A 23,059-nucleotide genomic window follows, 5' to 3' on the forward strand; every position below is an offset into this window, starting at 1 on the left:
GGGCGGCGGGGGGACCTGCGGCGGGCCGACCGCGCGGTCCGCCCGCGTGACGATAGCCGAAGCGGCCGCCGCGCGGTCGCCGCCGAACGGGCCCGCCGGCGGTGTCGGGCGTCGCCGGGCGGAGTCGTCGACACCCCGCCCAGGCCCGCGATGGGGGCTGTCGAAGCGAGTGCCTCCGGTCACAGGGGTAGCCTCGTGGGCGTGTACCGGTTCCTGCTGACGCCGCGCTGGCTGGGCATTCTCGCACTGACCCTGGTCGCCTCGGCGGTGATGGTGCTGCTCGGCAACTGGCAGCTGGACCGCTACCACGGCCGTACGGAGGCCAACGAGCGGATCGACGCCGGCCTGCGGATGGCCCCGGTGCCGCTGCGGGACGTGCTGCCCGCCCCGACGGGCGGCAACGGCACGGCCGGCCCCGCCCCCGTCGCGGAGAAGGCCTGGACCAAGGTCACCGTGACCGGCCGCTACGACCCGGCGAACGTGGTCCTGGTCCGGGGCCGCTCGGTGGACCGCACGGTCGGCTTCGAGGTGGTCGCCCCGCTCGTGCTGGCCGACGGCACGGCCGTGCTGGTGGACCGGGGCTGGATCCCGCCGGCCCGGGGCGGCGACGCGACCGTCCAGCCGGAGGTGCCGGCCCTCCCGCCCGGCGAGGTCACCGTGACGGGGCGCGTGCACCTGAGCGAGAGCGGCTCGGTCGCCGTGACCCGGCGTGACGGCAAGCTGGAGACCCGGCGGATCGGCGTGCCCCGGCTGGCCCGGGAGCTGCCCTACCCCGTGCACGGCGCGTACCTGCTGCTCGACGAGCAGACCCCGGCGGCCGACCCCGCGTTCAAGGACGTGCCGGTCGGATACAACAACAACTGGCAGAACTTCGGCTACGTCGTGCAGTGGTGGATCTTCGCCGCGATGACCCTGTTCGGCTACGGCTGGGTGGCCCGCCGGGAGGCCCGTCGGCTGGCGGGCGTGGGACCGCGGCAGCCCGTCGACCGGGCCGCCGAGCCCGCGCCGCAGGGCGCCGCCTGACCCGCCCCGCCAACCCCGCTCAGCCGGTGACGCGGCCGGCGTGGATGGCGCGTACGGCGTCGATGGTGTCGGCCTCCGCCGCCGTCTTGTCGTCGCGGTAGCGCACCACCCGGGCGAAGCGCAGCGCCATCCCGCCCGGGTAGCGGGAGCTGGTCTGCACCCCGTCGAAGGCGATCTCGACCACCTGCTCGGGGCGGACCCGCACCTCCCAGTCGCCGTGCTCGACGGCGAGGGCGAGGAAGCGCTCGGTCTGCCAGCGCAGCAGCTCGTCGGTGAGGCCCTTGAACGTCTTGCCGAGCATGACGAAGTCGCCGGTGCGCGGGTCGCGGGCGCCGAGGTGCAGGTTGGACAGCCAGCCCTCCCGCCGGCCGCTGCCCCACTCGACCGCGATCACCACCAGGTCGAGGGTGTGCCGGGGCTTCACCTTCACCCAGGCGGATCCCCGCCGGCCGGCGTCGTAGGGTGCGTCGGGCGCCTTCACCACCACCCCCTCCTGGCCGGCGTCGATGGCGGCCGCGAACGCCTCGCCGGCCCGCTCCGGGTCGTCGACCTCCACCCGGCCGACCACGAGCGAGGCGTCGACCGCGGCGTCGAGCGCGGCCCAGCGCTCCCGGCCGGGCAGGTCGATCAGGTCGTCGCCGTCGAGGTGCAGCAGGTCGAAGAAGTACGGCGTCAGCACGGTCGCGCCCGTCGCCCCGGCGGCGGCCACGGCCGGGGCGACCGGGGCGGCGCCGGTGCTGCTCGGCGTGGTGCGCCGCGCCGCCCGGCTCGACGTCTGCTGGAAGGGCAGCGGACGGCCCGTCTCGTCGAGCCCGATCGCCTCCCCGTCGAGCACCAGCTCGCGTGCGGGCAGCGCCCGCACGGCGGCGACCACCTCCGGCACCCGGGCGGTGATGTCGTCCAGGCTGCGGGTGAACACGGCGATGTCGTCGCCGGAGCGGTGCACCTGGATCCGGATGCCGTCGAGCTTGACGTCGACCACGGCGGGGGTGCCCGTCGCCGCGAGCGCCTCGTCCACCGAGGGCGCGCTCTGCGCCAGCATCGGCGCGAGCGGGCGGCCGACCTGGAGGCCGAAGGCGCCCAGCGCCGCCGCGCCCCCGTCGAGCGCGGCGACCGCGACCGCGCGCAGGTCACCGGCGAGCAGCAGCGCCCGGCGTACGGCGACGAGCGGCACGTCGGCGGCCCGGGCCACCGCGTCGGCGAGCAGCCCCGCCTGCGCGCCCTGGCGCAGCTCACCGCTGAACAGGCCGGTCAGCAGCCGCTGCTCCTCGGCGGTGGCGGCGGCGTAGAGCGCGCCCAACAGCGCCCGGCGGCGGGCCTGGGAACCCGGCCCGTGCACGGACGCGATCTCGTCGATGGCCGCGTCGACGGCGGACACGGTCAGGGTCGGCTCGGTGGCCGGCGGCGGCAGGTCACGCAGGCTCGCCCAGCCGACCCCGGTCTGCCGCTGGCGCAGCTCGCCGGCCAGCCAGCCGGCACCCGCCGGGACCTCGGACGGGTCGAGCGCCCGCAACGCGGCGGCGAGCAGCTCCACCTTGGTCCGCCGGGCCCGGGTGGCGCCGACGGCGGCGGAGGTGGCTGCCAGGTCGAGGAACCGCACGGCTCCATCCTGCCAGCCACCCCCGACACGACCCCGGGCATTGCCGTGCCCGGGCGCCGGAAACCTCCGCCCGCCGGGATGGCGGGTCAGGCCGAGACGGGTTCCTCGATGCGCAGCCCGCGGGCGCGGATCTCCTCGGCGACCCGGGAGAGCACCGTGTCGAGAGCGACCAGCGCGGCGGACAGGTCGCCGAGCTGTTCCTTGAGCGTGTCCTCGGACCACGCGGAGACGTCGACGTCCCCCAGGGCGCTGACGGCGGCGTCGAGCCGGCCCATCACCTCATTCGTACGCATGTTCGAGAGGCTATAACAACCCGACCGGCGACACACCGCAAACTCCCACATCGACCCGGAAGTTACGGTTCCGACACCTAACGCCCGTCGACGCCCGCCTCGGCGACCTTCTTCAGCAGCAGCGCCTCGGCCAGACAGACCCGGGCGAACTCCCCGAGGTGCAGGCTCTCGTTCGGGCCGTGCGCCCGGGCCTGCGGGTCCTCCACGCCGGTCACCAGGATCGCCGCGCGCGGGAACATCTCCTGGAAGGTGGCGATGAACGGGATCGAGCCGCCGATGCCGAGGTCCACCGGGTCGGTGCCGTCCCAGGCGGTCCGGAACGCCGAGCGGGCCGCGTCGAACATCGGCCCGGACGCGTCGATGACGCACGGCGCGCCGTCGTGCTCGAAGACGACTGTCACCCGCGCGCCCCACGGGGCGTGCTTCTCGAGGTGGGCGCGCAGGGCCGCGTACGCCCGCTTCGGGTCGTCGCCCGGCGCCAGCCGTACGCTCAGCTTGGCCCTGGCCGCCGGCACCAGGGCGTTCGGCGCCTCGGCGGTGGACGGGGCGTCGATGCCGAGCACCGCGAGGGCCGGCTTGGTCCAGAGCCGCTCGGTGATCCGTCCGGTGCCGATGAGGCTGACGCCCTCGGCCAGCCCCGCCTCGGCGCGGAACCGGTCCTCCGGGTAGTCGACGCTCGCGCCCTCCCGGGCGACCAGCCCGTCGACGGCCACGTCCCCGGCCTCGGTGTGCAGGGTGGCCAGCAACCGCGCCAGGGCGGTCAGCGCGTCCGGCACGGGACCGCCGTAGACGCCGCTGTGCACGGCGTGGTCGAGGGTGCGCACCTCCACGAAGCAGTTGACGATGCCGCGCAGGGACGTGGTCAGCGCCGGTACGCCGATGTCCCAGTTGGTGGAGTCGGCGATCACGATGACGTCCGAGGCGATCTCGTCGCGGTGCTCGGCGAGCAGCCGCTCCAACGAGTCGGAGCCGTACTCCTCCTCGCCCTCGACGAAGAGCACCACGCCGACCGGCAACGCGTCACCGTACGCGCGCAGCGCCGCCACGTGCGCCATGATGCCGGCCTTGTCGTCGGCGGCGCCCCGGCCGTAGAGCCGACCGTCCCGCTCCACCGGCTCGAACGGGTCCGACTCCCACAGCGTCAGGTCGCCGACCGGCTGCACGTCGTGGTGGGCGTAGAGCAGCACCGTCGGCGCCCCGGGCGGGGCCGCCTTCCGCCCGATCACGGCCGGCTGGCCGCCGGAGCGCACGATCTTGACGTCGAGACCGCAGCCGCGCACCAGCTCGGCCACCGCCTCGGCGGAACGCTCCACGTGCGAGTGGTCGAAGCCCTCGAACGCGATGCCGGGAATGCGGACGAGGCGTTCCAGGTCGGCGCGGACGCCGGGCAGCTCCCGCTCGACGGCGGCCCGGACCTCGGACTCGGACATGAGGGGTGTGGTCATGACCGGCATCGTATGCCGGCCTTACCGACCGTCCCATCCCGCCCGAGGCCGGAGTGACGGTTCGGTACCGGCCGGCCCGACCGCTCAGCGGCGGCGCACGTAGTAGCGGTCGGCGTCGTGCGGCAGGCCCGGGGCGCCGTCGACCACCAGGTCCGCGCGCGCCTCGGTGCCGTCGGCGGCGAAGTGCGACCGCTCCCCGAGGTGCCAGCGACGCAGCTCCGGCAGGATCTCCGGGCCGTCGCGCTCGATCGCCCGGGCCAGCCGCAGCGGCGCCGGGGCGGTGACGAAGACGGCCAGGGTCAGGTCCGCGGTGGCGGCGGCCCGCGCCGCGCTCACCCCCTCGACGAGGAGCACCGGCGCGACCGGGACCGGCACCGGGCGCGGCAGGAAGGCCCGCCGGACCCAGCTGAACCGGCGGTACGCCCCCGGCCGACCGGCGCGCAGCGGCCCGAGCACCCACTCCTCCAGCCGGGGCCAGAAGGTGAGCTGGTCGTCCCAGCCGTCGAGCAGGTCGTCGGTGTGCACCACCGGCGGCGGGCTGCCGCCGGGCAGGGCGGCGAGGGCGTCCGCGAGCCGCGCCGCGAACGCGCTCTTGCCCGCGCCGCTCGGCCCGTCCACCGCCACCAGCCGGGTCCGCCCCAACCGCGCCGGCCCGGCGAGCACCCGCCGGGCCAGCCGGTCGTACGCCTCGACCACCGCCACCGCCACGTGCCCGACGGTAACCAGGCCGGGCCCCCCGTCACGGAGCGGGCCTGCGGTGACGGGCGGCCCGGCGTCGGCGGGCCGCGCGGGACGCTCCGATCGGGGGTCGCCCGAACGAGCGTTCGTCGGGTGCGGCGGGGCGTTCGGCGGGCGGACTCCGCGACGGGGCGGGATGATCTGCTGGTGTCCCACAGCGTGATGAGTCCGGGCGTCGACGCCCTCCTGGAACAGGCCCGCGCCGGGGTACGCCGGCTGACCCCGCACCAGACCGTCGAGGCGGTCCGTACCGGGGCGTTGCTTATCGACACCCGCACCGACACACAGCGGCAGGAGCAGGGCGACCTGCCCGGCGCCATCGTGATCGACCGGACGGTGCTGGAGTGGCGACTCGACCCGGCCAGCGCATGGCGGATCCCGGAGGCCACGGCGTACGACCAGCGGATCGTGGTGGTGTGCCGCCAGGGCTACAGCTCCAGCCTCGCGGTCGCGAGCCTGCGGGCGCTCGGGCTGCACCTCGCGACCGACATGATCGGCGGCGTGCAGGCCTGGCGCGAGGCGGGGCTGCCCATGTCCGACCGCCCCGCCGACATCCGCCCCTGACCCACCGCCCGACCCCCCGCCCCCCGCCCCCGCCCGCAGCCCGCAGCCCGCAGCCCGCAGCCCGCAGCCGAGGCGATGATCAAGAGGTTTGCGCCCTGATTCGAGCCTCCACAGGACGCAAACTTCTTGATCACCCCCGCGAGACGTGGCACGGGGGGGGTGCGAGGGCGGGCGGGGTGCGGGTGCGGGTGCGGGTGGGGGTTGGCAGGGCGGGGGTGGTGGGGCGCACCCGGGGGTCCGCGAGGCCGCCGTGGTGGGCACCCCGCACCCCGACCTCGGGTCGGGGATTCCTGGGGTTCGGTCAGGGGGTTTCCGGGGCTCCGGGTGGGATGAAGGGGAGGCCGGCGGGCGGGCCGGACTCGACGAGGCGCCAGAGAGCGTCGGTGTCGAGGTGCTCCTCGACCAGGTCGCCGAGCAGGTCCAGGGAGCGCTCGCGGGCGGCGGCGAAGGCGGTGTCGGGGGCCACCGTGAAACCGGTGCGGCCGGCGAGCCGGGCCACCTCGGTCAGGAACCGGCGGCGGAACCCGTCGGACTCGAAGGCGCCGTGCCAGTGGGTGCCGTGCACGGCACCCACCACGGCCCCCTCGCCGCTGCCGTCCGCGCAGGTCAGCAGCGGAGTCAGCGCCGGGTCGGCGTGTGAGACGTACCCGTGGTGGATCTCGTAGCCGTGGACCGGGACGTCGCCGCGGGCGGTGCCGACCGACTGCCGGACGGTCTTGCGCGGGTCGAAGGTGACCTCGATCGGCAGCAGGCCCAGCCCCGGTACGCTGCCCTGCCGGCTCTCCACCGGGTCGTGGATCGCCCGGGCCAGCATCTGGAAGCCGCCGCAGATGCCGAGCAGCGGCTTGCCGGCCGCCGCGTGCGCCAGGACGGCGTCGGCCAGGCCGGTCTGCCGCAGCCAGGCCAGGTCGGCCACGGTCGACTTCGAGCCGGGCAGCACGACGAGGTCGGCGGCGGCCAGTTCGGCCGGCTCGACGGTCAGCCGGACCCGCACGCCCGGCTCGGTGGCGAGCGCCTCGACGTCGGTGGCGTTGCTGATCCGGGGCAGCCGGACCACGGCCACGTCCAGCCAGTCGGTGCCGCGCGGGGCCGCCGGTCGGCCGAGCACCCGGCCGTACGCGAGCGAGTCCTCCGCGTCGAGCCAGAGGTCGAGCGCCCAGGGCAGCACCCCGTACGTCGGCCGGCCGGTGACCTGGCGCAGCATGTCCAGCCCCGGCCGGAGGAGCCCGAGGTCGCCCCGGAACTTGTTGATCACGAAGCCGGCGATCAGCGCCTGGTCGGCCGGGTCCAGCAGGGCGAGGGTGCCGAACATCGAGGCGAAGACCCCGCCCCGGTCGATGTCGCCGACCACGATCGCGGGCAGGCCGGCGTGCCGGGCCAGGCCCATGTTCACGTAGTCGCCGGCCCGCAGGTTGATCTCCGCGGGGCTGCCGGCGCCCTCGCAGATCACCACGTCGTACGCGGCCCGCAGCTCGGCGAGCGCCGCGTACGCCGTCTCGGCGAGCCGGGGCCGCAGCTCGCGGAAGTTGCCCGCGGTGACCGTGTCGACGGCCTCGCCGAGCAGCACCACCTGGCTGGCCAGGTCGCTGCCCGGCTTGAGCAGCACCGGGTTGAACCGCAGGTCGGGGGCGAGTCCGCAGGCGGCGGCCTGCATCGCCTGCGCCCGCCCGATCTCGCCGCCCCGGCCGTCCGGGCCGACGACGACGGCGGAGTTGTTGGACATGTTCTGCGCCTTGAACGGCGCCACCTTCACGCCCCGGCGGTGCAGCCAGCGGCAGATGCCGGCGGTGAGCACGCTCTTGCCGGCGTCGGAGGTGGTGCCGGCGACCAGCAGGCCACCGCTCACCGGCGCCCCTCCCGCCCGGCGGCGACGCTCCGCTGCGCGGCCCGGCGGCCGACGGCGCCCACCAGCCGGCCGAGGGTCAGCGGGTACGTGGCCGCCAGCCCGAGCGCGGCCAGCCCGACCGCGCCCGAGATCCGGGCGGCCCGCTTGAGGTGCCGCGCCTCGGGACGGGGGCCGTCGCCGAGGAACGGGCGCACCTCGGAGCGCCCGAAGTAGACGTTGCGCCCGCCCAGCCGTACGCCGAGGGCGCCGGCCATCGCCGCCTCGCACTGCCCGGCGTTCGGGCTGGGGTGGTCGTTGCGGTCCCGGCGCCACACGCGCCACGCCCGGTCCCGGTCGCCGTGCGCGGTCGGCGCGACCGCGACGGTGAGCAGGCCCGTCAGCCGCGCGGGCACCAGGTTGAGCAGGTCGTCGAGGCGGGCGGCGGGGGTGCCGAACCGGGCGTACCGCGGCGAGCGGTGGCCCACCATCGCGTCGAGGGTGTTCGCCGCGCGGTACCCGAGCAGGCCGGGCAGCCCCGCGACGGCGCCCCACAGCAGCGGGGCGACGACCGCGTCCGAGGTGTTCTCGGCGAGCGACTCCACGGTGGCGCGGGCCAGTTCGGGCTCGTCGAGCGCGGACGGGTCCCGGCCGCAGAGGTGGCCGAGCCGCTGCCGGGCCGCCGGGAGGTCGCCGGCGCGCAGCGCACGCCCCATGACGGTGGCCTCGTGCCGCAGCGTGCGGCCGCCCAGCACCGTCCAGGTGCCGGCGGCGACCAGGACGGCCCGGGCCACCGGCCGGCGCCGGGTGGCGACGGTGGCGGCCACGCCGAGCAGCACCGGCGCGCCGACCGCCAGCGCGGTGAACGCCGCTCCGGCAAGCCGGTCCGGGCGGTACGTCCGCCGCTCCAGTGCCCCGGCGGCGCGACCGAAGCCGGCCACGGGGTGGTACCGGCGGGGGTCTCCGAGGAGCGCGTCGAGGGCGTACCCCGCGACCAGTCCCGCCGCGGTCGCCACCGGCGTCGCCTGTCGCACCCGTCACCACCTCCGGCCGGCCAGCCTAGCCGAGCGCCAGGCCGGCCTCCGGCACGTCCGCGACCCGTGCCGCCGGCGGGGTGACCGCCCGCCGCCCGGGCCGTTGCCCGTGGACGGGACAGGGACCGGTCAGGAGTAGCGGAAGTCAGCTGGCGAGACGGGCTTGCCGCCGCAGGTGGGTGGAGTTCCCGCGCAGCCCACCCAATGGTCCGCCCCGGCCATGACCCGATATCCGCGCGGGCTGACGAAGCCGGTGGTGCGGAACGACTGGCCGTGGTTGGTGACCTCGACGCTCTGCGCCTTCCCGTCCACGACGAGGTCGAGGACGATCACCCACTCGACGGTGCCCTTCGTGGTGGCGGTCAGCTCGAAGACCTCGGTCTCCCCTTTCTGCAGGGTGAATCCGAACAGCGGCAGCCGGCCGTCGACCTTGGTGGCGTACTCGGCCGACGGTTCCGCCCTGTCCAGGTCCATGGCGATCCGCCGCGGCGTGGCGACGCCCTGCGGGCCACCGCAGGCCAGTGAGATGCCGCCCGGGTCCGGGGTCGCCGTCCGCCGGATCGGTCGTGCGCGCATCCCGTCGATGAGCACCCCCTTGTCGGACGCGCCCTGCACCACGAGGCGTACCCGGGTGGCCTCCTGGTCCACCCCGCCGTTGCCGTGCGCCCAGTCCAGGATCGAGCCGCAGGTGAGCGGAGGCGGCGTGGCGGGACGCGCGTCCGCGGGCAGGACGACCGAGAACGTGCCGTTTCCCCAGGCCGCCACGGTGGCCGGGTTGCTCACCACGTTGACGGCGATCGGCCGCTGCGGGTCGAGCGCCTTCGGCACGAAGAAGCCCACCACTCCCCCGATGACCGCCGTGACGGTCCCGGCCACCACGAACCACCAGCCCTTGCTGAGGGATTGCAGCACTCGTTGCTTCGGCGTCAGTTCCTGCTGCGCGGCGGCACTGTCACGCGGACGCCGTCGGGTATCGACCAGACCTGCCCGCCCTCGCCGCCGTCGAGAAGCAGCCATTTCCCGTCCTCCGTGAAGTGCGGCTCTACCCCGAAGTACCTCAACTGATGGTCCCCGTTCAGCGGCGGTCGCTCAGGCAGCGCCCAGACCCGCTGCTCGCGCCGGCTGGCCACGTCCCACAGCGTCAACCTGTTGTCCGGAATGACCAGCGCCACCCGGCTTCCGGCCCGGTCCACCGCGCCGGTGTCCGCCCCACATCCGCACGGCACCCAGGTGAGTTGCTGGCTCTCCACCGCCCAGTGCAGGAACCCGTCGCTGCCTGCGGCAACGGCCTGCCTTCCCTGGTCGAAAACGGCGAGCGATCCCGAGTACCAGTAGGAGCCTGGGTCGTTGGACACCTCTATCTGCGGCGGCACCGGCGAGGCGACCCACTTCCCCGTCGCGATGTCGATCACCACGAGGCGACCGTTGCGGACCTTCTGGTAATGCTCCCGGCCGACGAGGTGAGTGCTGTCCGCCGAGAAGCGGATGCTCTCCAGGGGTGGCGTGAACAGCGCCTTCGGCCGCTTGGTCGTCAGGTCGTAGGCGATGACCGTGTCGGGATGGGCTACGGCGAGATAGTGCCCGTCGGGTGAGAAGTCCATGCCGATGATCCGGTCGACAGCGGTGCCGAACCGGCCGAACTCCTTGCCGTCGCGAGTGACCACGACCCATTCGTCGACGTGCTTCGCCGCGAACCGCCCGTCCCGGCTGAGATGCTGGTCGAGCTGGCGCCACGACAGTTCGAAGGTCTCGGCCGGCAGCGTGATCGAGGTCGGTGCCGCACTGGTCGTGACGATCGGGTCCGACCCGTCGGAGGTGGCTACTTCGGGAGCTGACTGGCAGGCCGCCAGGCACGCCAGCGCCACGAACCCCGCCAGCAATCTCATCGACAACCTTCTTTGGAATCGTCGGATGTCAATTCGACATTCTATAAAGTCCGGGCCGGCCCCGCTGTACCGCCGGCCGGGCCAGGGGCGCCTCCCGGGCCCGCCCGCGGCCCGTACCGCCGATCAGGTCGACGCGCGTCGCCGGGCGGCACGCGGGGTGACGCCGGTGCTGCCGACGCCACCCCGCCCCCGTCGTGCCGCCCGCGACCGGTCACACGGGCTGCGGCACCCGCCCCCGGCCCCGGCGGCCACGGCCGGCCGGCGAGACGCCCGCCTCGGCCGCCTCGGACGACGGGCCCGGCTCCCCCACGGCCACGTCGCCCCGACCATCGCGGGCACCCGGGGCGTCCTCCGGCGGGTCGGTCACCGGCGCCGGGCCGTCGGCCTTCGGCTCCGGCCCGTCGGGCTCCCCGCCGTGGGGGTCGTCCGCCGGGTCGTCGAAGGGGTCGAGCGAGCCGTCGACGGCGGCGTCGGTCGGCAGGCCGCGGCCGGCGGGGTACGCGCCGAAGTCGGGCTCGAAGTCGTCGTCGAGCGGACGGCGGTCCGGCAGGACCGGGGCCTCCTCGTCGGGCACCGGCTCGGTCGCCTCACCGTGCACCCGGTGCTCGGCCTCGGCGTCCTCGACGGTGCTGGTCGTCATCGTCGGCCGGTTGCGCTGGAACCGGCTGCGGCCCCGCGACAGGTCGTGGCCGACGGCAACCGCCTCCAGCTCGTAGAGCGAGCGGTGGTTGCCGGCGTCGTCCGTCCAGTCGCGGGTGTAGAGCCGGCCGCAGACCACCACCGGGTCGCCGACCATCACCGAGGCGGCCACCCCCTCGGCGAGCTTGCGCCAGCAGTTGACCCGGACGCGCAGGCTGTTGCCGTCGACCCAGCGCCCGCTGTCGCGGTCGAGCCGGCGGGCGGTCGAGGCGACCTTGAAGTTGGCCACCAGGGTGTTGCTCTGGGTGGTGCGACGCCACTCCGGCGCGGTCAGCACGTTGCCCACGATCGTGACGTAGGTGTCGAACATCGTCCCTCCAGGGGGAGATCGGGCTTGCCATCGCGAGTCGACTCGGTGCCGAGCCTGGGCCCTCGGCGCGGGCGCCGCCAGCACCGCGCCGCGGCCTGTGGACAACCGGACCGCCTGTGGACAAAGACCTGGTCAAGGTCCCGGTGTGCTAGGGCCGGGCGACCCTGGGGAGCCCGCACGACCGGCTCGATGATCGGGAGGCGGGGCCACGCTTCCGGCACCGCCACGGGCGGGGTGACATGTCACGTTCCGGACGGAGCCCGGCGGGGTATGGATTCGATCAACCGCACCGCCGACAGCACGACGAACGAGAGGTCAGCGATCATGAAGATGACCAGCACCGCAGCCGCCATCGTCTCCGGCGAGGTGCGGCGATGAGCGCCGTCGCCAACCCGGCCACCGTGGCGGAGTGCCTGCGGGTCGGCGCGGGGTTCTCCCAGGGCGACCGGAACTGGATCGCGGAGCAGTTCGCCACGCTCGACTCCCGGCTGGCCGGGTTCCACGCCGACGCCACCGAGCTGGAGGTGTCGGTCAAGGACCGGGAGGCCAGGGGTCAGAAGGTCACCCTGGAGTGCTGGATCGCCGGTCGCCAGAAGATCGTCACCACCTCCGCCGAGGAGGACCTGCACGCCGCGCTCAACGACGTCCGGGACGACCTGCGGCGGCGGCTCAACGACTCGAAGACGAAGCAGGAGCCGCGGCACAACAAGCACCTGCGCGACGTGCCCCCGCCGGTCGCCGAGGTCGAGCCCGACACCGACCCGGCCCGCGCCGAGGCCGAAACCGTCTGACGCGTACGCCTGAGGCCCCGTCCGCCGGGTGCGGGCGGGCGGGGCCGGGCGGCACCCAGGGCTACCGCCCGGTAGCTTCCCGGCGTACCGTCGCGGTCGTGGAACCGGACGTGCTGGGCCCGCCGTACGAGCGGCAGACGATCGACCTGGGCACCGACGACGAGGGACCGGTGGTCGCCACCCTGGTCCGTCGCCGGGCCGACCGCCCGACGGGGCGGGCCGTGCTCTACGTGCACGGCTTCACCGACTACTTCTTCCAGGGCCACCTCGGTGACTTCTTCGCCGAGCGGGGCTGGGACTTCTACGCCCTCGACCTGCGCAAGTACGGGCGCAGCCTGCGGCCCCACCAGACGCCGAACTTCTGCCGCGACCTCAGCGACTACTTCCCCGAGTTGGACGCCGCCGCGCGCATCATCCGCGAGGACGACGGGCACGACACGCTGCTCGCGATGGGCCACTCCACCGGCGGGCTGATCATGCCGCTCTGGGCGCACGCCCGCCGCGACGCCGGGGTCATCGACGGCCTCTTCCTGAACAGCCCCTTCTTCGACATCAACGCCCCGTGGCTGGTACGCCGACCGCTCGCCGCCGCCGTCGGCCGGCTGGGCCGCCGGGCGCCGCGCCGGGTGCTGCCGTTCGGGCTGGGCACGGTCTACAGCGAGAGCATCCACGCGGAGCACCACGGCGAGTGGAACTACGACCTGACCTGGAAGCCGCTGGCCGGATTCCCCGTCCGGGCCGGCTGGCTGAACGCCGTCCGCACCGCCCAGCGGCAGCTGCGCGCCGGCCTGGACATCCAGGTGCCGGTCCTGCTGGCCTGCTCGACCCGCTCGTTCAAGGGCACGAAGTGGCACGAGTCGGCCGCCCTCGCCGACGCGGTCCTGGACGTCGAGCACATGGTGCGCTGGGCGCCCCGACTCGGCCGGCACGTCACCGTGGCGCGCTTCGACGGCGGGATGCACGACCTCACGCTCTCCGGCACCGCCGTACGGGAGAAGGTCTTCCAGGAGGTCGGACGCTGGGCCGACGCGTTCTTCGACGCCGGGCCGACGGTCCGCGCCGGGGAGCGCCCACCGGCGAGCCGGCTGCCTGCGGACGACGCCGACCCGGCTGGTGCCCCCGCGCAGGGCGGCTGAGCGCAGGTCACCAACCCGCCGCCGGCCCCGCCGCGCGTCGCCGGCCTCACGTCGCGTCGACGGCCGCCCGGATGCGATCGAAGGTGGCCAGCGGGTGGCCGCCGTCGCGGGCCGGCAGCACCAGGCCCAGGCAGCGCAGCCCCACCTCGCCGTCGTCGCCGGCCTGCACGTTGAACACCGGCGCCCCCACGTAGCCGGCCGGCAGTTCCGCCGTGAGCCGGACGGCGTCGCCCACGCGTGCCACCCGCTCGATCGCGACCTCCAGCGGCCGCGCGCCGCCCGCGCCGACGCCGTGGGCGAGCACCACGGCGGAACCCGGCTCCACGCCGATCCGGGCGATCGCGTCCCGATCGGCCGCGATCGGATCCGGCACCTGCTGGGTACGCCACCGCCAGCCCGCTCCGGCGGCGTGCTCGTGCAGGCCGCCGGTGGGCAGGACGGCGACGCCGACCTCCTCGTGGTGCCGCCACCCGTCGGCGAGGTCGGGCAGGGCGACGGCGTCGGCGGCCACCCCGGCCGGCTCGGTCACGCTCGCCCGCAGCCCGATCTCCCCCGCCCCGGACCGGGTGAGCGCGTCGGCGGTCAGCAGGTACTCGCACCCCTGCCCGGTGAAGAGGAACGCGGTGCCCTCGCCCCGGTCGCCGTCCCCCGCCCCGGCCTCGGTCCGGCGGATGGGCAGGATCGCGCGGCCGAGCAGTTGACACAACTCGTACGCGACGTCGTTCTCGGTCTCCGGTTCAAGCAGCACCAGCCGAGGGTACGACCCGACGGTCCCGAGCCGCGCGGACGCCGGAACAGGGGTGACCGGCACCGGAGGCGCATGCGACCCTCTTGGGCGACGTGAGACGCGACCACCCGTTCCACCGGTCACCCGGTGGGCGGCGGTACCCTTCTCGCGCGACACGCACGCGCGCGCCCGTAGCTCAGCGGATAGAGCAGGGGACTTCTAATCCCAAGGCCGCAGGTTCGAATCCTGCCGGGCGCACAGGTACTTCTCTCGGCCGAAGGGCTCCCGTGGAGCTATTCGTGGAGCCATCGAGCTACTGTCGGCCCCGTGGCAGGCGTCAAGCGGCAACGCGGCGAGATCATGAAGCTCCCCAGCGGGTCACTCCGCGTGAGGGTCTACGCGGGTGTCGACCCGCTCACCGGCAAGCGGCACTACCTCACCGAGACCGTCCCGGCGGGCCGGAGCGCCGAGCGAGAGGCTGAGAAGCTTCGCACCCGCTTCCTCAACGAGGTTGACGAGAAGCGCAGCCCACGTACCCGGGCGACGCTGAACCAACTGCTGGACAAGTGGTTGGATGTCGCCGACATCGAGCCGACCACCCGCATGGGCTACGTGAACAAGCTCAACAAGCACGTCCGGCCGGTGCTCGGCAAACTGGCGCTGACCCGGCTCGACGCCGAGACGTTGGAGTCGTTCTACGCGAGCCTGCGCCGCTGCCGCGACTGGTGCGGTGGCAAGGCGTACGTAAAGCACCGCGTGGAGGGCGAGCACACCTGCACGGCGAAGTGCCGGCCGCACGTCTGCAAGCCGCTCAGCGCCTCGTCAGTGCGGCAGATCCACTGGATCCTCAGTGGTGCCCTCAGCCGCGCCGTCCGGTGGCGCTGGATCGCCGTCAACCCCGCCGGACAGGCCGAGCCACCCGCGCCACCGCACCCCGACCCACAACCGCCAAACCCGGCCGACGCAGCCCGCATCATCAACGAGGCATGGCACGACCCGGACTGGGGCCCGCTGGTCTGGCTCGCCATGACCAGTGGCGCCCGACGCGGCGAGCTGTGCGCGCTGCGCTGGCACCATCTCGACCTGGCCGCCGGTGTGCTGACGCTACGGCGCAGCGCCTACCTGGACGCAGATGGAGAGCTACAAGAGAAGGACACCAAGACGCACCAGCAGCGACGAGTGGCACTCGACCCGGAAACGATCGAAGTGCTGCGCGAGCTGCACGGCCGGTACCTCGACCGCCTGACGCAGCTCGACGTGGACGCCGGCCCCGCCGATCACGTCTTCTCCCCCGAGCCGGACAACAGCCGCGGCTACCGGCCCGACACCATCACCCAGCGGTACGGCCGTCTGGCCACCCGACTCGGCCTCAACAGTCACATTCACGCCCTGCGCCACTACTCGGCGACGGAGCTAATCAATGCAGGTGTTGACGTGCGGACGGTCGCCGGCCGGCTCGGTCACGGCGGCGGCGGGACAACGACGCTCAGGGTCTATGCGGCCTGGCTGTCGGAGTCGGACCAGCGTGCCGCCGGGACGCTGGCCGCTCGAATGCCGCCGCGCCCGGTCGCGCCGAAGCAGCGCACGGTGGCAAGCAGTCCGTATCAGAGGATCGCCGCCGAGCTGCGCGAGCAGATCGCGGCCGGGCGACTGCGGCCCGGCGACCCACTACCGGCGGTTGCCGCGCTGGCAACGGCACATAGCGTCTCGGTCGGCACCGCTCACCGTGCTCTGGCTGTACTGACCGCAGAAGGGATGGTAAACGTTTCCCGAGGTCGCCGGGCAACCGTCGCAGGCACTCGCAATGAGAATTCGCCGGATGGCCACAGCGGCACTCCGGCTTGACCGTAGCGGACCTGCTTCGCTTGTCGGGTGACCGCTGCCTCGCGACCCGTCAACGTCTAGGACAGATTGCGCCTGTCAACATTCCGACTGCCGCCGGTTAGCTGCCGGCTTCGCATTGTCGTACGCTGCTCGCGCGGATAGGGCCGAGCTGTAAACCCGTCGCGAAAGCTACAGAGGTTCGAATCCTCTACGCCGCCAGGAAACGGAAAGGTCCTTGACCTGCGGAAACGCAAGTCAAGGGCCGTGACTGTCTCCTGCTGTTGTTGACCTTGGTTGCCCTGCGCTTGTCCGTGTCATCGGGCACCCAGGGAGCAGGGCTCTGATGTTCATTTTCCATCCTGCTCGCCGGAGGCACGCGTGAAGGTTTTCATCAGTTGGTCGAAGCCGACGAGCCAGAAGCTAGCGTCGGTGCTCGGGGACTGGCTCCCAGACGTGATTCAAGAGATAAAGCCCTGGATGTCTCACGAAGACATCGACAAAGGGCAGCGGTGGGCGGCCGAGGTGGGTGCCCAGTTAGGCGAGTTGGGCCAAGGAATCTTGTGCATCACCGCCGAAAATCAACGAGAGCCTTGGCTAAACTTTGAAGCCGGTGCGCTGGCCAAGTCTTTAGAAGAATCCAGGGTGCGGCCGATCCTGTTGGACTTGAAGCCCTCCGACCTAACAGGGCCGCTGGCGCAATTCCAGTCGACAGTAGCGACCGAAAAAGAGGACATGTTCCGACTCGTTGCCTCACTGAATGAATCTTGTGTCAAAGCTTTGGACAACACTAGGCTTCGTCGTTACTTTGATCGCCTCTGGGGAGACTACTTGGAGCAAGTGAAGGCAATTCCTCCGAGTGGAACATCCGGCGGCATGACGCCTAGCCGCTCGGCGAATGAGATGCTTGGCGAGGTACTGGAGAGGGTCCGCGAGCTACAACGCTCGCAGACAAGCGAAAAGCATGATTCGGGTGCTCACCGACGAGCAGGGCGGGACTTTGCGGTCGTCTTAAAAGATGGATTAGTAGTCACCAGGGGTGACACTGTTATTCATCAAATGCACGGCAGCGGCAGGGCCGAGGTGCTGATTTCTTCGAAGGGTAAGCTGGCGCAGCTTGGGGTGTCTTTCGAAAAGGGTGCTAGGAGGGTCCTCGTCCCCGTGAGTGAACTCATGGCGGATCCGTTCGCCAACGCCTCTTTCTTTGACGAGGAAGAGCGCGATGCTGATGACGCTGAGAGGTAGGGATCCCCTCGTCGGGCAGTTGTAGACCTTCCAGCAGGAAGATCTGGGGCTGATCTCTGAGGAGGGTCGCAGTTCGGGGCGGAGCCCCGAGGTCTTCGCCGTCTTGTCATCCGTCAACGTGGCCAGCCGCGGCCCGCTTGCGGGCCGCCTTGATCAGGCCACATGACCAACTCGGCGACTGACTGCTGCCGGCGGCCCGCACCCTCCGCCAATCGGCCACCCTTCCTGCTCGGCATGATAGACCCATGCGTTTGCTAGTGCTCGGCGGAACCTGGTTCGTAGGTCATGCTCTCGTCACGGCCGCCATCGATGCCGGATGGAAGGTCACCACCTTCAACCGGGGCACCTCCGCCCCCTTCCTAGAAGCTGTGCAGCCCCTCCGAGGCGATCGAACCCACCCCGAAGACATCGCCGCCCTCTCTGCCGCCGGCCCTTGGGATGCCGTCCTCGACACCTCGGGATACGTCCCGAGGAACACCCTCGACGTGGCTCGCGCGCTCGCTCCCGTCGCCGGTCGCTACGTCTTCATGTCCACGGTCAGTGTCTACCGGGACTGGCCGCTGAAGCCGCTCAGCGAGCGGTCCGAGGTGCTCTACTGCCCGCCGGACGCTGGCCCGGACTACGGCACCGACACAGAGGACGGACCGACGCAGTACGGCTATCAGAAGTCCGGCTGCGAGGCAGCAGCAGCCGCGGCGTTCGGAGCGGACCGGACAACAATCCTGCGTCCCGGTGTCGTGCTCGGCCACCTGCGGAAACGGGTGTAGATCGACTGCCAGGACCCGTACCGGGCGGGCACATCCCGCCACGCCGCCCCGGCCCGAATCTTCCACACGATTCCGTTGAGCACCCGCCGGTCATCGGCCCGAGGCCGACCACCGGTCACCGCCGACGGCAGGTACCGCGACAGCGCTTCCCACTCGACGTCAGACAACTCGTAGCGACGACCCACGCGCTACATCATCCGACACCAAGATCCTTTGAAAACACGGCCTAGGGCAAGCCATCTCAGAGGCCGGTACGACCACCCCCTAGCCGGAGCAAAGGCGTGAGCACCCGATGTACGACCTAGACGACATAGCCGGCGGCGACGAACGCCGCGCCAAGGCACTCCGCGATGCTCTCCACCAGCTCGCCAACGGCCGTAGCCCGCTGCTTCGGGAGATGGCCAACGCCGTCCTCAAGGGCGACATCACGCTCCGCGAGGCGTTCGCGAGCCCCACCTACAGCGACGAATTCACACAACCCTTCCGGTCGTTTTGGGCGCGATACGAACAAATGACACCGGAGACGCGCGACCAGCTTGCGGCAGAGCGACGCGGCGACTGGCGTAGCTAACCGCCGGTCAACAGGCGTCAGTTCCAGCGCACATCTTCGGAGACCGTCCTGTCCGCCACGTCGACGCAGCCTGAGGCGTCAAGGGTTGGGGCCGAGACTGCGAACCTTGTCCTCAATCCACTCGCGAGCAACCGGGTGCAGGAGATTCCATAGGATCTGCCGATCGTTAGGCCTAAGGTACTCACCGTTGCGAAAGCGGCGCACCTCCCCGAACGGTGCGCGGCCGGACCACCGCTTGTCGACGTGCACCCGGGCGCCGTCGATCCACCATTCGCGGGGTAACCGCCACAACAACCCGTCGCAGTAGTGGGCAGTGCCGCCGGGCTCCTTCTGTTGGTAGGGCAGATCGCTGAAGACGATCAGCCCAGCGACATGACCGTAAGAACCATCGGCACGGTAGATCCATCCCACCGTACCCGGTCCTATCCGACTGAGGTGGCAGGCGACGCTCCAGCTCCCAGGGTTGTAATCCCACGTAAGCAGGTCGTACTCCCGATGCGACACCCTTGACCAAGCAGACTGCGGTGTGGGACGAGGGTTGTTCCCCAGCAGTACATCGTTCAACTGTCCGCCGCTCAACGCTACTCCTTCCATCCGGCCTCCAGTCCGTAGGACGATGACGGCGAAGGCATCCCCACGAACACCGTAACCTCAACTCCCTGCTGTTTCGACCGCGTCGTTTACAGGCGCAAGGGGTGTGTAGCTAGGCGCTACGCCGAGCACATGAACGGCCTTGCTACCGACATTAACGGTCAGTTTGGGGGTCGCAACGGGGTAGACAAGTGTGCTGTGTTGGAGGCCCAGTCGCTCGCAGTAGGTGACCATCTGGTAGATGTCGCTGCGATCGGGAGTTGGGCCGGGCCACTTGTACTTGGCGTCATATAGGGCGACAAGCACTTCACCGGACCAGACGGTGGCGTCGGCTTCGGCAGTCTGGCCATCATTCGTCAGTTGGAACCGGTGAGGGGCGACGATTCGATGCTCGGGCCACTGCTCGGCAAGCCATCGACTAACGTACAACTCCCACACCTTTGGCATGAAGAACAGTAGTGAGCCGCCGGCGAGGCCGGTCGAACGTGGCGCCAGAGATTGAGACCGCAGGATGGCCTCGGCGAGTGCAAGTGCCTGCTGGTAGCGGCGCGTGAGGTTGGTGAGCGTAATGCGCCCGATATCCCCGGCGCGTACCGGTGCGCGGGTCACACGGACGAACGCGGGCACCAATCGGGCAAGGCGAGTACTGACCTCTCGGGCCAGGGGAACCCGAGTGAGTGTGTCTAGTGCGACCGCGACGGCCTGGTTGACGGGGACGTTAGCGGTCAGGTGTCGGCCCACGGTGACGAGCCGGTCTGGCCGGGCGGCGAGACGCCCAAGGTGGTACGCGGTATCGAGGCGTCCTGGGTAGGGAGGCCGGTGGTGTCGGATCCGCTCGTAGCCCTTCGCAAGGCCATGCCCGACGAGGGATTCGAGTTCGCGGGCGAAGGCCAGGGCGATGGCCTCGGTCAGGAAGGTCTCAGCGTGGGCGTCGACGGGCAGTTTGTCTGCTCGGATCGGATGCCGGGCTGATCGGCGGATGAGTTCTATCACGTCCTCGAATGGAAACCGGCTGCGGAAGTCGATCCAGCGGCCAGAGGGCAATCCAAGACGTCCGACGTATGGTCCTGGTGTGACTTCATAAACGCCGGCCGTGTGGGTAGGCGTAATCGCGTGAAGCACACGGGCATCGGACCGGTCGCCTGTAGCGGAGCGGACCAGGCTGAGAAGGTAGTCGAGGTCGCCCTGTTCGAGAGTTAGCTTGGTTGGGCGATACTCGATAACCTCCACAGGTCACGCCTCCTCGGACAGGAGTTTCGTTACCTGCCCGTCGAGCTTGTCGAGGTATGAGCGGTGCTCAAACCAGTACTCAGCCAGGTAGGGAAGTAGCTCGTAGCGCCACACGCGATACAAGCCCTGTGCAGTCCCGTCCTCGCCCATCCAGTAGGAGTGGCCTGGCGAGAAATCGACGTTGTCCACTCCTTCCTGAACGACGTCGAAGAACTTCAGCACCAGGTCTGCATGCTCGCCCCTGTCTGCGACTACGAGGTGGCTTTCCAATACGCGCTTGCTGGGGCGCATCTCGAAGGCGTGGAAGCGTCGACGGAGGGCGAAGTCGACGAGCGCCAGGCTTCTGTCGGCGGTGTTCATCGTTGCTAGCACGACGACGTTGTCCGGGACAGAGAACTTCTCCTGCGAGTAGGGCAGCACCAACCGCCTGCCGCGGTACTCGAGGAGGAGCATCAGTTCGCCTAGGACGGCACCGAGCTCGGCCCGGTTGATCTCGTCGATAATGAAGACGTAGGTGCCGTCCTTGTCACGAGCTCGATCACAGAAGAGCTTGAACACGCCGGGCCGAACCCCATAGCTCACCCCTCCACCGTCGGTCTTAGGCTCAGGTCGTAGCCCTTCAAGGAAGTCTTCGTACGAGAAGGAGGGGTGGAACTGGACAGTCTCCACCTCACCGGCGGCTCCTGCGAGGTGGCGTGCGAGCTGTTCGGCGACGAACGTCTTGCCGGTGCCGGGCGGACCGTAAAAGAGTGCCTGCCGCTTCTTCCCTCGAAGCATGGCGACCCACTCCTCAAGCTGTTCTTGGGGTAGGTACGTTGCGGCTGCAACGTCAGCAAGGGGATACTCGTGTCGATCTGCCTGTACCGCGTCCTCAGGCTCAACCACCGTATCGGCAACCAGCGATGCGATCTCTGCAGCGGGACTCGTCGATTCCTCGTCCGCAGCCCGTGCTGCCTCCGCCAAGATGGCGTCGATCTCTTGGGGCTGCAGGTTGAACTCCTTGGCGAAGTTCAGCGCCGCCTCGCAGTAGCGGAGATACCGTTCGGACCCGCCACCCCTGTTCTTTGGCTCACTCAAGCGTTGAAGTGCGACGAGCCCTCGATGGGTGATCTGTAGCCACATGGCGTATCGGGCTGGATCTCGGAGATACATCAGCATCGTTGGGTACGAACGGCCGGCACCCGGGAGGGTTTGGGTATCCCGAAGAATCTCGTCGACGTACTGGAGTGCCTCGACTTCCGACCGTCGCCATATGCGATCGGTCCAGTCGTTGAACTTGTCGAGGGGATCGATGAGTCGCTGCATGGCGGCGCCAACAAACGCGGGGCTGAAACGGTTGTGGCGGAGGACCCCGCCCCACTCGCCTGTGTTGAACAGCTCACCCAACGCCAGCGCTTGCTCGGCGCTCATTTTGCCGCTGAGCTCGTTCAAGAGCTCACGAGCCTGCTGCTCAGCTGCCTGGCGCGAGCTGACCAGGGTCGGGCCGTAGACCTGCCGGACCCATGCGATGAAGGCCGGCACGTCACTGAGCGGAGGTCGTGGAACGGTCGAGTTCACCTTTGCACCCTGCACCGGCCACATCGGCTCCCCCGACGCCTCGTACAAGACCTTCAGAAGCTCGACCATCCGCTTCAGGTCTGCGCCCAGCCTCGCCCCGCTTGAGAGGCTGTCTCGGTCGTAACATATCGCGAAGACATTTCCCCGCTCATACCCGCGACCCAGGCCCTCATCCGCAAGATCGATCTTCGGAAGCAGCCCCGACAGGTCGTACCGGCCGCCCGCGAGCGCTGTACGCGCCCAGTGAACACGGTCGTAAAGCTGCTCGGGAGGCCGCATCGTGAACTGGCCCGGCACCGTCGTGCCCTGGTTGAGCGAGAGGTAGACCGCAGAACCATCAAACGCGAACAGGAAGACGACGTACCAGCCATCAGTGGCTCTCGGCGAGCGCGACTTTGAATACACCCGTATCCAGGGCACCCGAGTCTTCAACCCCGTGCCGTCTCGCCCCTCAACCTCTAGGTCGAAGGGAGGTTGCTTGAAAAGAGCTTCGAGCTGCACTCGAACCAGTGCCGCCCCCTCCTGCCGCACAAGCACACCCCGGCGCTGCATCTCCGGAGTGTTCGCACTCGACCAGCCCGACTGAAGTAGCAAGATCTCTTCAAGCAGACCACTGAGCTGGCGCTGATCCTGGTTGCTATCGGCCGTAGTCACTGAAAGTCCCCACCATCTCGCGACGGACCCGCCGCGCGTCGCTCCGGAAGTAGATGGACATCAGCCGCAAGGAACGGCCCATATCCGCATCTACCTGACACGCAAGGTAGGTGCTCATCGCACCGCTCCACCTGTCTGTACGCAAGGCTTGGTCAAGCTATCGCGCGACCGCCTCGCGTCGCTACAAGCCCTGCTTGGGTGGATTGCCTGCTCGGTAGCAGGCTGACCGAACCACTCCGCCGGCGCCGGACCCACTCGGAACAACGCAGCACACAGAGTCACGGCGCCAGGGCCTTCCCGAACCCGCTGAACAAACAGAGCCGTGGAGCTATTCGTGGTGCGAAGTGCAGCCAGTCACGGAAAGCAGAGAGGCCATAGAGCGGGTTTCCGCAGCTAGTGAAGGCTCCGAAGCCAGAGATCGGTACGTGAATACCACTTCTAATCCCAAGGCCGCAGGTTCGAATCCTGCCGGGCGCACAGGTACTTCTCTCGGCCGGACGGCTCCCGTGGAGCTATCCGTGGTGTGAGCGAGCCCGGTTTGCCGCGAAAGCGGCA

At 70.8% G+C, this 23,059-nt stretch carries 21 protein-coding genes, 1 tRNA gene and 1 pseudogene; 9 read left to right on the forward strand and 14 right to left on the reverse strand.

Translation table 11 applies throughout. The annotated features are described in order from the left end of the window. Positions 1-195: 195 nt before the first annotated feature. Positions 196-1,023 (forward strand): SURF1 family cytochrome oxidase biogenesis protein, encoded by an 828-nt coding sequence (locus OG989_RS00385; protein WP_192581491.1) that lies wholly within the window; start codon positions 196-198, stop codon positions 1,021-1,023. Between the two features lie 19 nt (positions 1,024-1,042). Here the strand turns inward: OG989_RS00385 and OG989_RS00390 are convergent, their stop codons facing one another. The 4 genes and pseudogenes from OG989_RS00390 to OG989_RS00405 form a co-directional block, all read right to left on the reverse strand. Beyond that, positions 1,043-2,623, reverse strand: a complete 1,581-nt coding sequence (locus OG989_RS00390; protein WP_151456072.1) for an ATP-dependent DNA ligase — start codon at positions 2,621-2,623, stop codon at positions 1,043-1,045. Positions 2,624-2,709: 86 nt separating this feature from the next. After that, entirely contained in the window at positions 2,710-2,916 is a 207-nt protein-coding gene (locus tag OG989_RS00395; protein ID WP_151456071.1) for a hypothetical protein, read from the reverse strand. Between the two features lie 77 nt (positions 2,917-2,993). Further along, positions 2,994-4,346 carry a dipeptidase gene (locus OG989_RS00400; RefSeq protein ID WP_192581493.1) on the reverse strand — a complete coding sequence of 451 codons (1,353 nt, stop codon included), beginning with the start codon at positions 4,344-4,346 and terminating at the stop codon, positions 2,994-2,996. After that, a pseudogene (locus tag OG989_RS00405) lies at positions 4,336-5,327 on the reverse strand (hypothetical protein); the annotation flags it as partial. The pseudogene OG989_RS00405 and the gene OG989_RS00400, both read right to left, overlap by 11 nt. On the opposite strand from OG989_RS00405, the gene OG989_RS00410 reads away from it, so the two are divergent. Next, positions 5,262-5,663, forward strand: a complete 402-nt coding sequence (locus tag OG989_RS00410; RefSeq protein WP_151456079.1) for a rhodanese-like domain-containing protein — start codon at positions 5,262-5,264, stop codon at positions 5,661-5,663. The pseudogene OG989_RS00405 and the gene OG989_RS00410 overlap by 66 nt on opposite strands. A gap of 301 nt (positions 5,664-5,964) precedes the next feature. Here OG989_RS00410 and OG989_RS00415 read toward each other — a convergent pair whose 3' ends face one another. From OG989_RS00415 to ssb, 5 genes are all read right to left on the reverse strand, one after another. After that, complete coding sequence (locus OG989_RS00415) at positions 5,965-7,509, reverse strand: cobyric acid synthase (RefSeq protein ID WP_327029373.1); 1,545 nt, start codon at positions 7,507-7,509, stop codon at positions 5,965-5,967. Further along, a complete protein-coding gene (locus OG989_RS00420) occupies positions 7,506-8,519 on the reverse strand; it encodes a cobalamin biosynthesis protein (RefSeq protein WP_327029374.1) in 1,014 nt (337 codons plus the stop codon). Before OG989_RS00420 ends, OG989_RS00415 begins: the two co-directional genes overlap by 4 nt. Positions 8,520-8,648: 129 nt before the next feature. Further along, a complete protein-coding gene (locus OG989_RS00425; RefSeq protein WP_327029375.1) occupies positions 8,649-9,431 on the reverse strand; it encodes a hypothetical protein in 783 nt (260 codons plus the stop codon). Positions 9,432-9,445: 14 nt separating this feature from the next. Next, on the reverse strand, positions 9,446-10,405 hold the full coding sequence (locus tag OG989_RS00430; RefSeq protein ID WP_327029376.1) for a WD40 repeat domain-containing protein: 960 nt from the start codon (positions 10,403-10,405) through the stop codon (positions 9,446-9,448). 211 nt (positions 10,406-10,616) lie between these two features. After that, positions 10,617-11,414, reverse strand: coding sequence for a single-stranded DNA-binding protein (gene ssb / locus OG989_RS00435; protein ID WP_327029377.1), 798 nt, complete (start codon positions 11,412-11,414; stop codon positions 10,617-10,619). Positions 11,415-11,788: 374 nt separating this feature from the next. Here ssb and OG989_RS00440 point away from each other — a divergent pair, with 374 nt between their 5' ends. Next, positions 11,789-12,205 (forward strand): HPF/RaiA family ribosome-associated protein, encoded by a 417-nt coding sequence (locus tag OG989_RS00440; RefSeq protein ID WP_132239353.1) that lies wholly within the window; start codon positions 11,789-11,791, stop codon positions 12,203-12,205. A 98-nt stretch (positions 12,206-12,303) separates the two neighbouring features. Further along, on the forward strand, positions 12,304-13,341 hold the full coding sequence (locus tag OG989_RS00445; RefSeq protein ID WP_327029378.1) for an alpha/beta hydrolase: 1,038 nt from the start codon (positions 12,304-12,306) through the stop codon (positions 13,339-13,341). A 46-nt stretch (positions 13,342-13,387) separates the two neighbouring features. Here the strand turns inward: OG989_RS00445 and OG989_RS00450 are convergent, their stop codons facing one another. Continuing rightward, positions 13,388-14,089: a hypothetical protein gene (locus tag OG989_RS00450; protein ID WP_327029379.1), complete on the reverse strand. Its 702-nt coding sequence runs from the start codon at positions 14,087-14,089 to the stop codon at positions 13,388-13,390. Positions 14,090-14,253: 164 nt separating this feature from the next. Here OG989_RS00450 and OG989_RS00455 point away from each other — a divergent pair. The 4 genes from OG989_RS00455 (at position 14,254) to OG989_RS00470 (ending at position 17,901) form a co-directional block, all read left to right on the forward strand. Then, positions 14,254-14,326: transfer RNA gene (locus OG989_RS00455), tRNA-Arg, on the forward strand. 102 nt (positions 14,327-14,428) lie between these two features. After that, complete coding sequence (locus tag OG989_RS00460) at positions 14,429-15,913, forward strand: tyrosine-type recombinase/integrase (RefSeq protein WP_442791935.1); 1,485 nt, start codon at positions 14,429-14,431, stop codon at positions 15,911-15,913. Positions 15,914-16,270: 357 nt separating this feature from the next. Next, the gene (locus OG989_RS00465) at positions 16,271-17,134 is read left to right on the forward strand and encodes a TIR domain-containing protein (RefSeq protein WP_327029381.1); all 864 of its coding nucleotides are present in this window, start codon (positions 16,271-16,273) and stop codon (positions 17,132-17,134) included. Positions 17,135-17,379: 245 nt separating this feature from the next. After that, the gene (locus OG989_RS00470) at positions 17,380-17,901 is read left to right on the forward strand and encodes an NAD-dependent epimerase/dehydratase family protein (RefSeq protein WP_327029382.1); all 522 of its coding nucleotides are present in this window, start codon (positions 17,380-17,382) and stop codon (positions 17,899-17,901) included. Here OG989_RS00470 and OG989_RS31885 read toward each other — a convergent pair. Next, on the reverse strand, positions 17,796-18,086 hold the full coding sequence (locus tag OG989_RS31885) for a transposase (RefSeq protein ID WP_442791901.1): 291 nt from the start codon (positions 18,084-18,086) through the stop codon (positions 17,796-17,798). The genes OG989_RS00470 and OG989_RS31885 overlap by 106 nt on opposite strands. A gap of 107 nt (positions 18,087-18,193) precedes the next feature. On the opposite strand from OG989_RS31885, the gene OG989_RS00475 reads away from it, so the two are divergent. Beyond that, positions 18,194-18,472: a hypothetical protein gene (locus tag OG989_RS00475; protein ID WP_327029383.1), complete on the forward strand. Its 279-nt coding sequence runs from the start codon at positions 18,194-18,196 to the stop codon at positions 18,470-18,472. Positions 18,473-18,550: 78 nt separating this feature from the next. Here the strand turns inward: OG989_RS00475 and OG989_RS00480 are convergent, their stop codons facing one another. From OG989_RS00480 to OG989_RS00490, 3 genes are all read right to left on the reverse strand, one after another. Beyond that, complete coding sequence (locus OG989_RS00480) at positions 18,551-18,883, reverse strand: hypothetical protein (RefSeq protein WP_327029384.1); 333 nt, start codon at positions 18,881-18,883, stop codon at positions 18,551-18,553. A gap of 240 nt (positions 18,884-19,123) precedes the next feature. Further along, positions 19,124-20,293 carry an McrC family protein gene (locus OG989_RS00485; RefSeq protein ID WP_327029385.1) on the reverse strand — a complete coding sequence of 390 codons (1,170 nt, stop codon included), beginning with the start codon at positions 20,291-20,293 and terminating at the stop codon, positions 19,124-19,126. A 3-nt stretch (positions 20,294-20,296) separates the two neighbouring features. Beyond that, on the reverse strand, positions 20,297-22,504 hold the full coding sequence (locus tag OG989_RS00490; protein WP_327029386.1) for an MrcB family domain-containing protein: 2,208 nt from the start codon (positions 22,502-22,504) through the stop codon (positions 20,297-20,299). Between the last annotated feature and the right edge of the window lie 555 nt (positions 22,505-23,059).

Origin of the sequence: Micromonospora sp. NBC_01740 (assembly GCF_035920365.1) — a bacterium.
Taxonomy (GTDB): Bacteria; Actinomycetota; Actinomycetes; order Mycobacteriales; family Micromonosporaceae; genus Micromonospora; species Micromonospora reichwaldensis.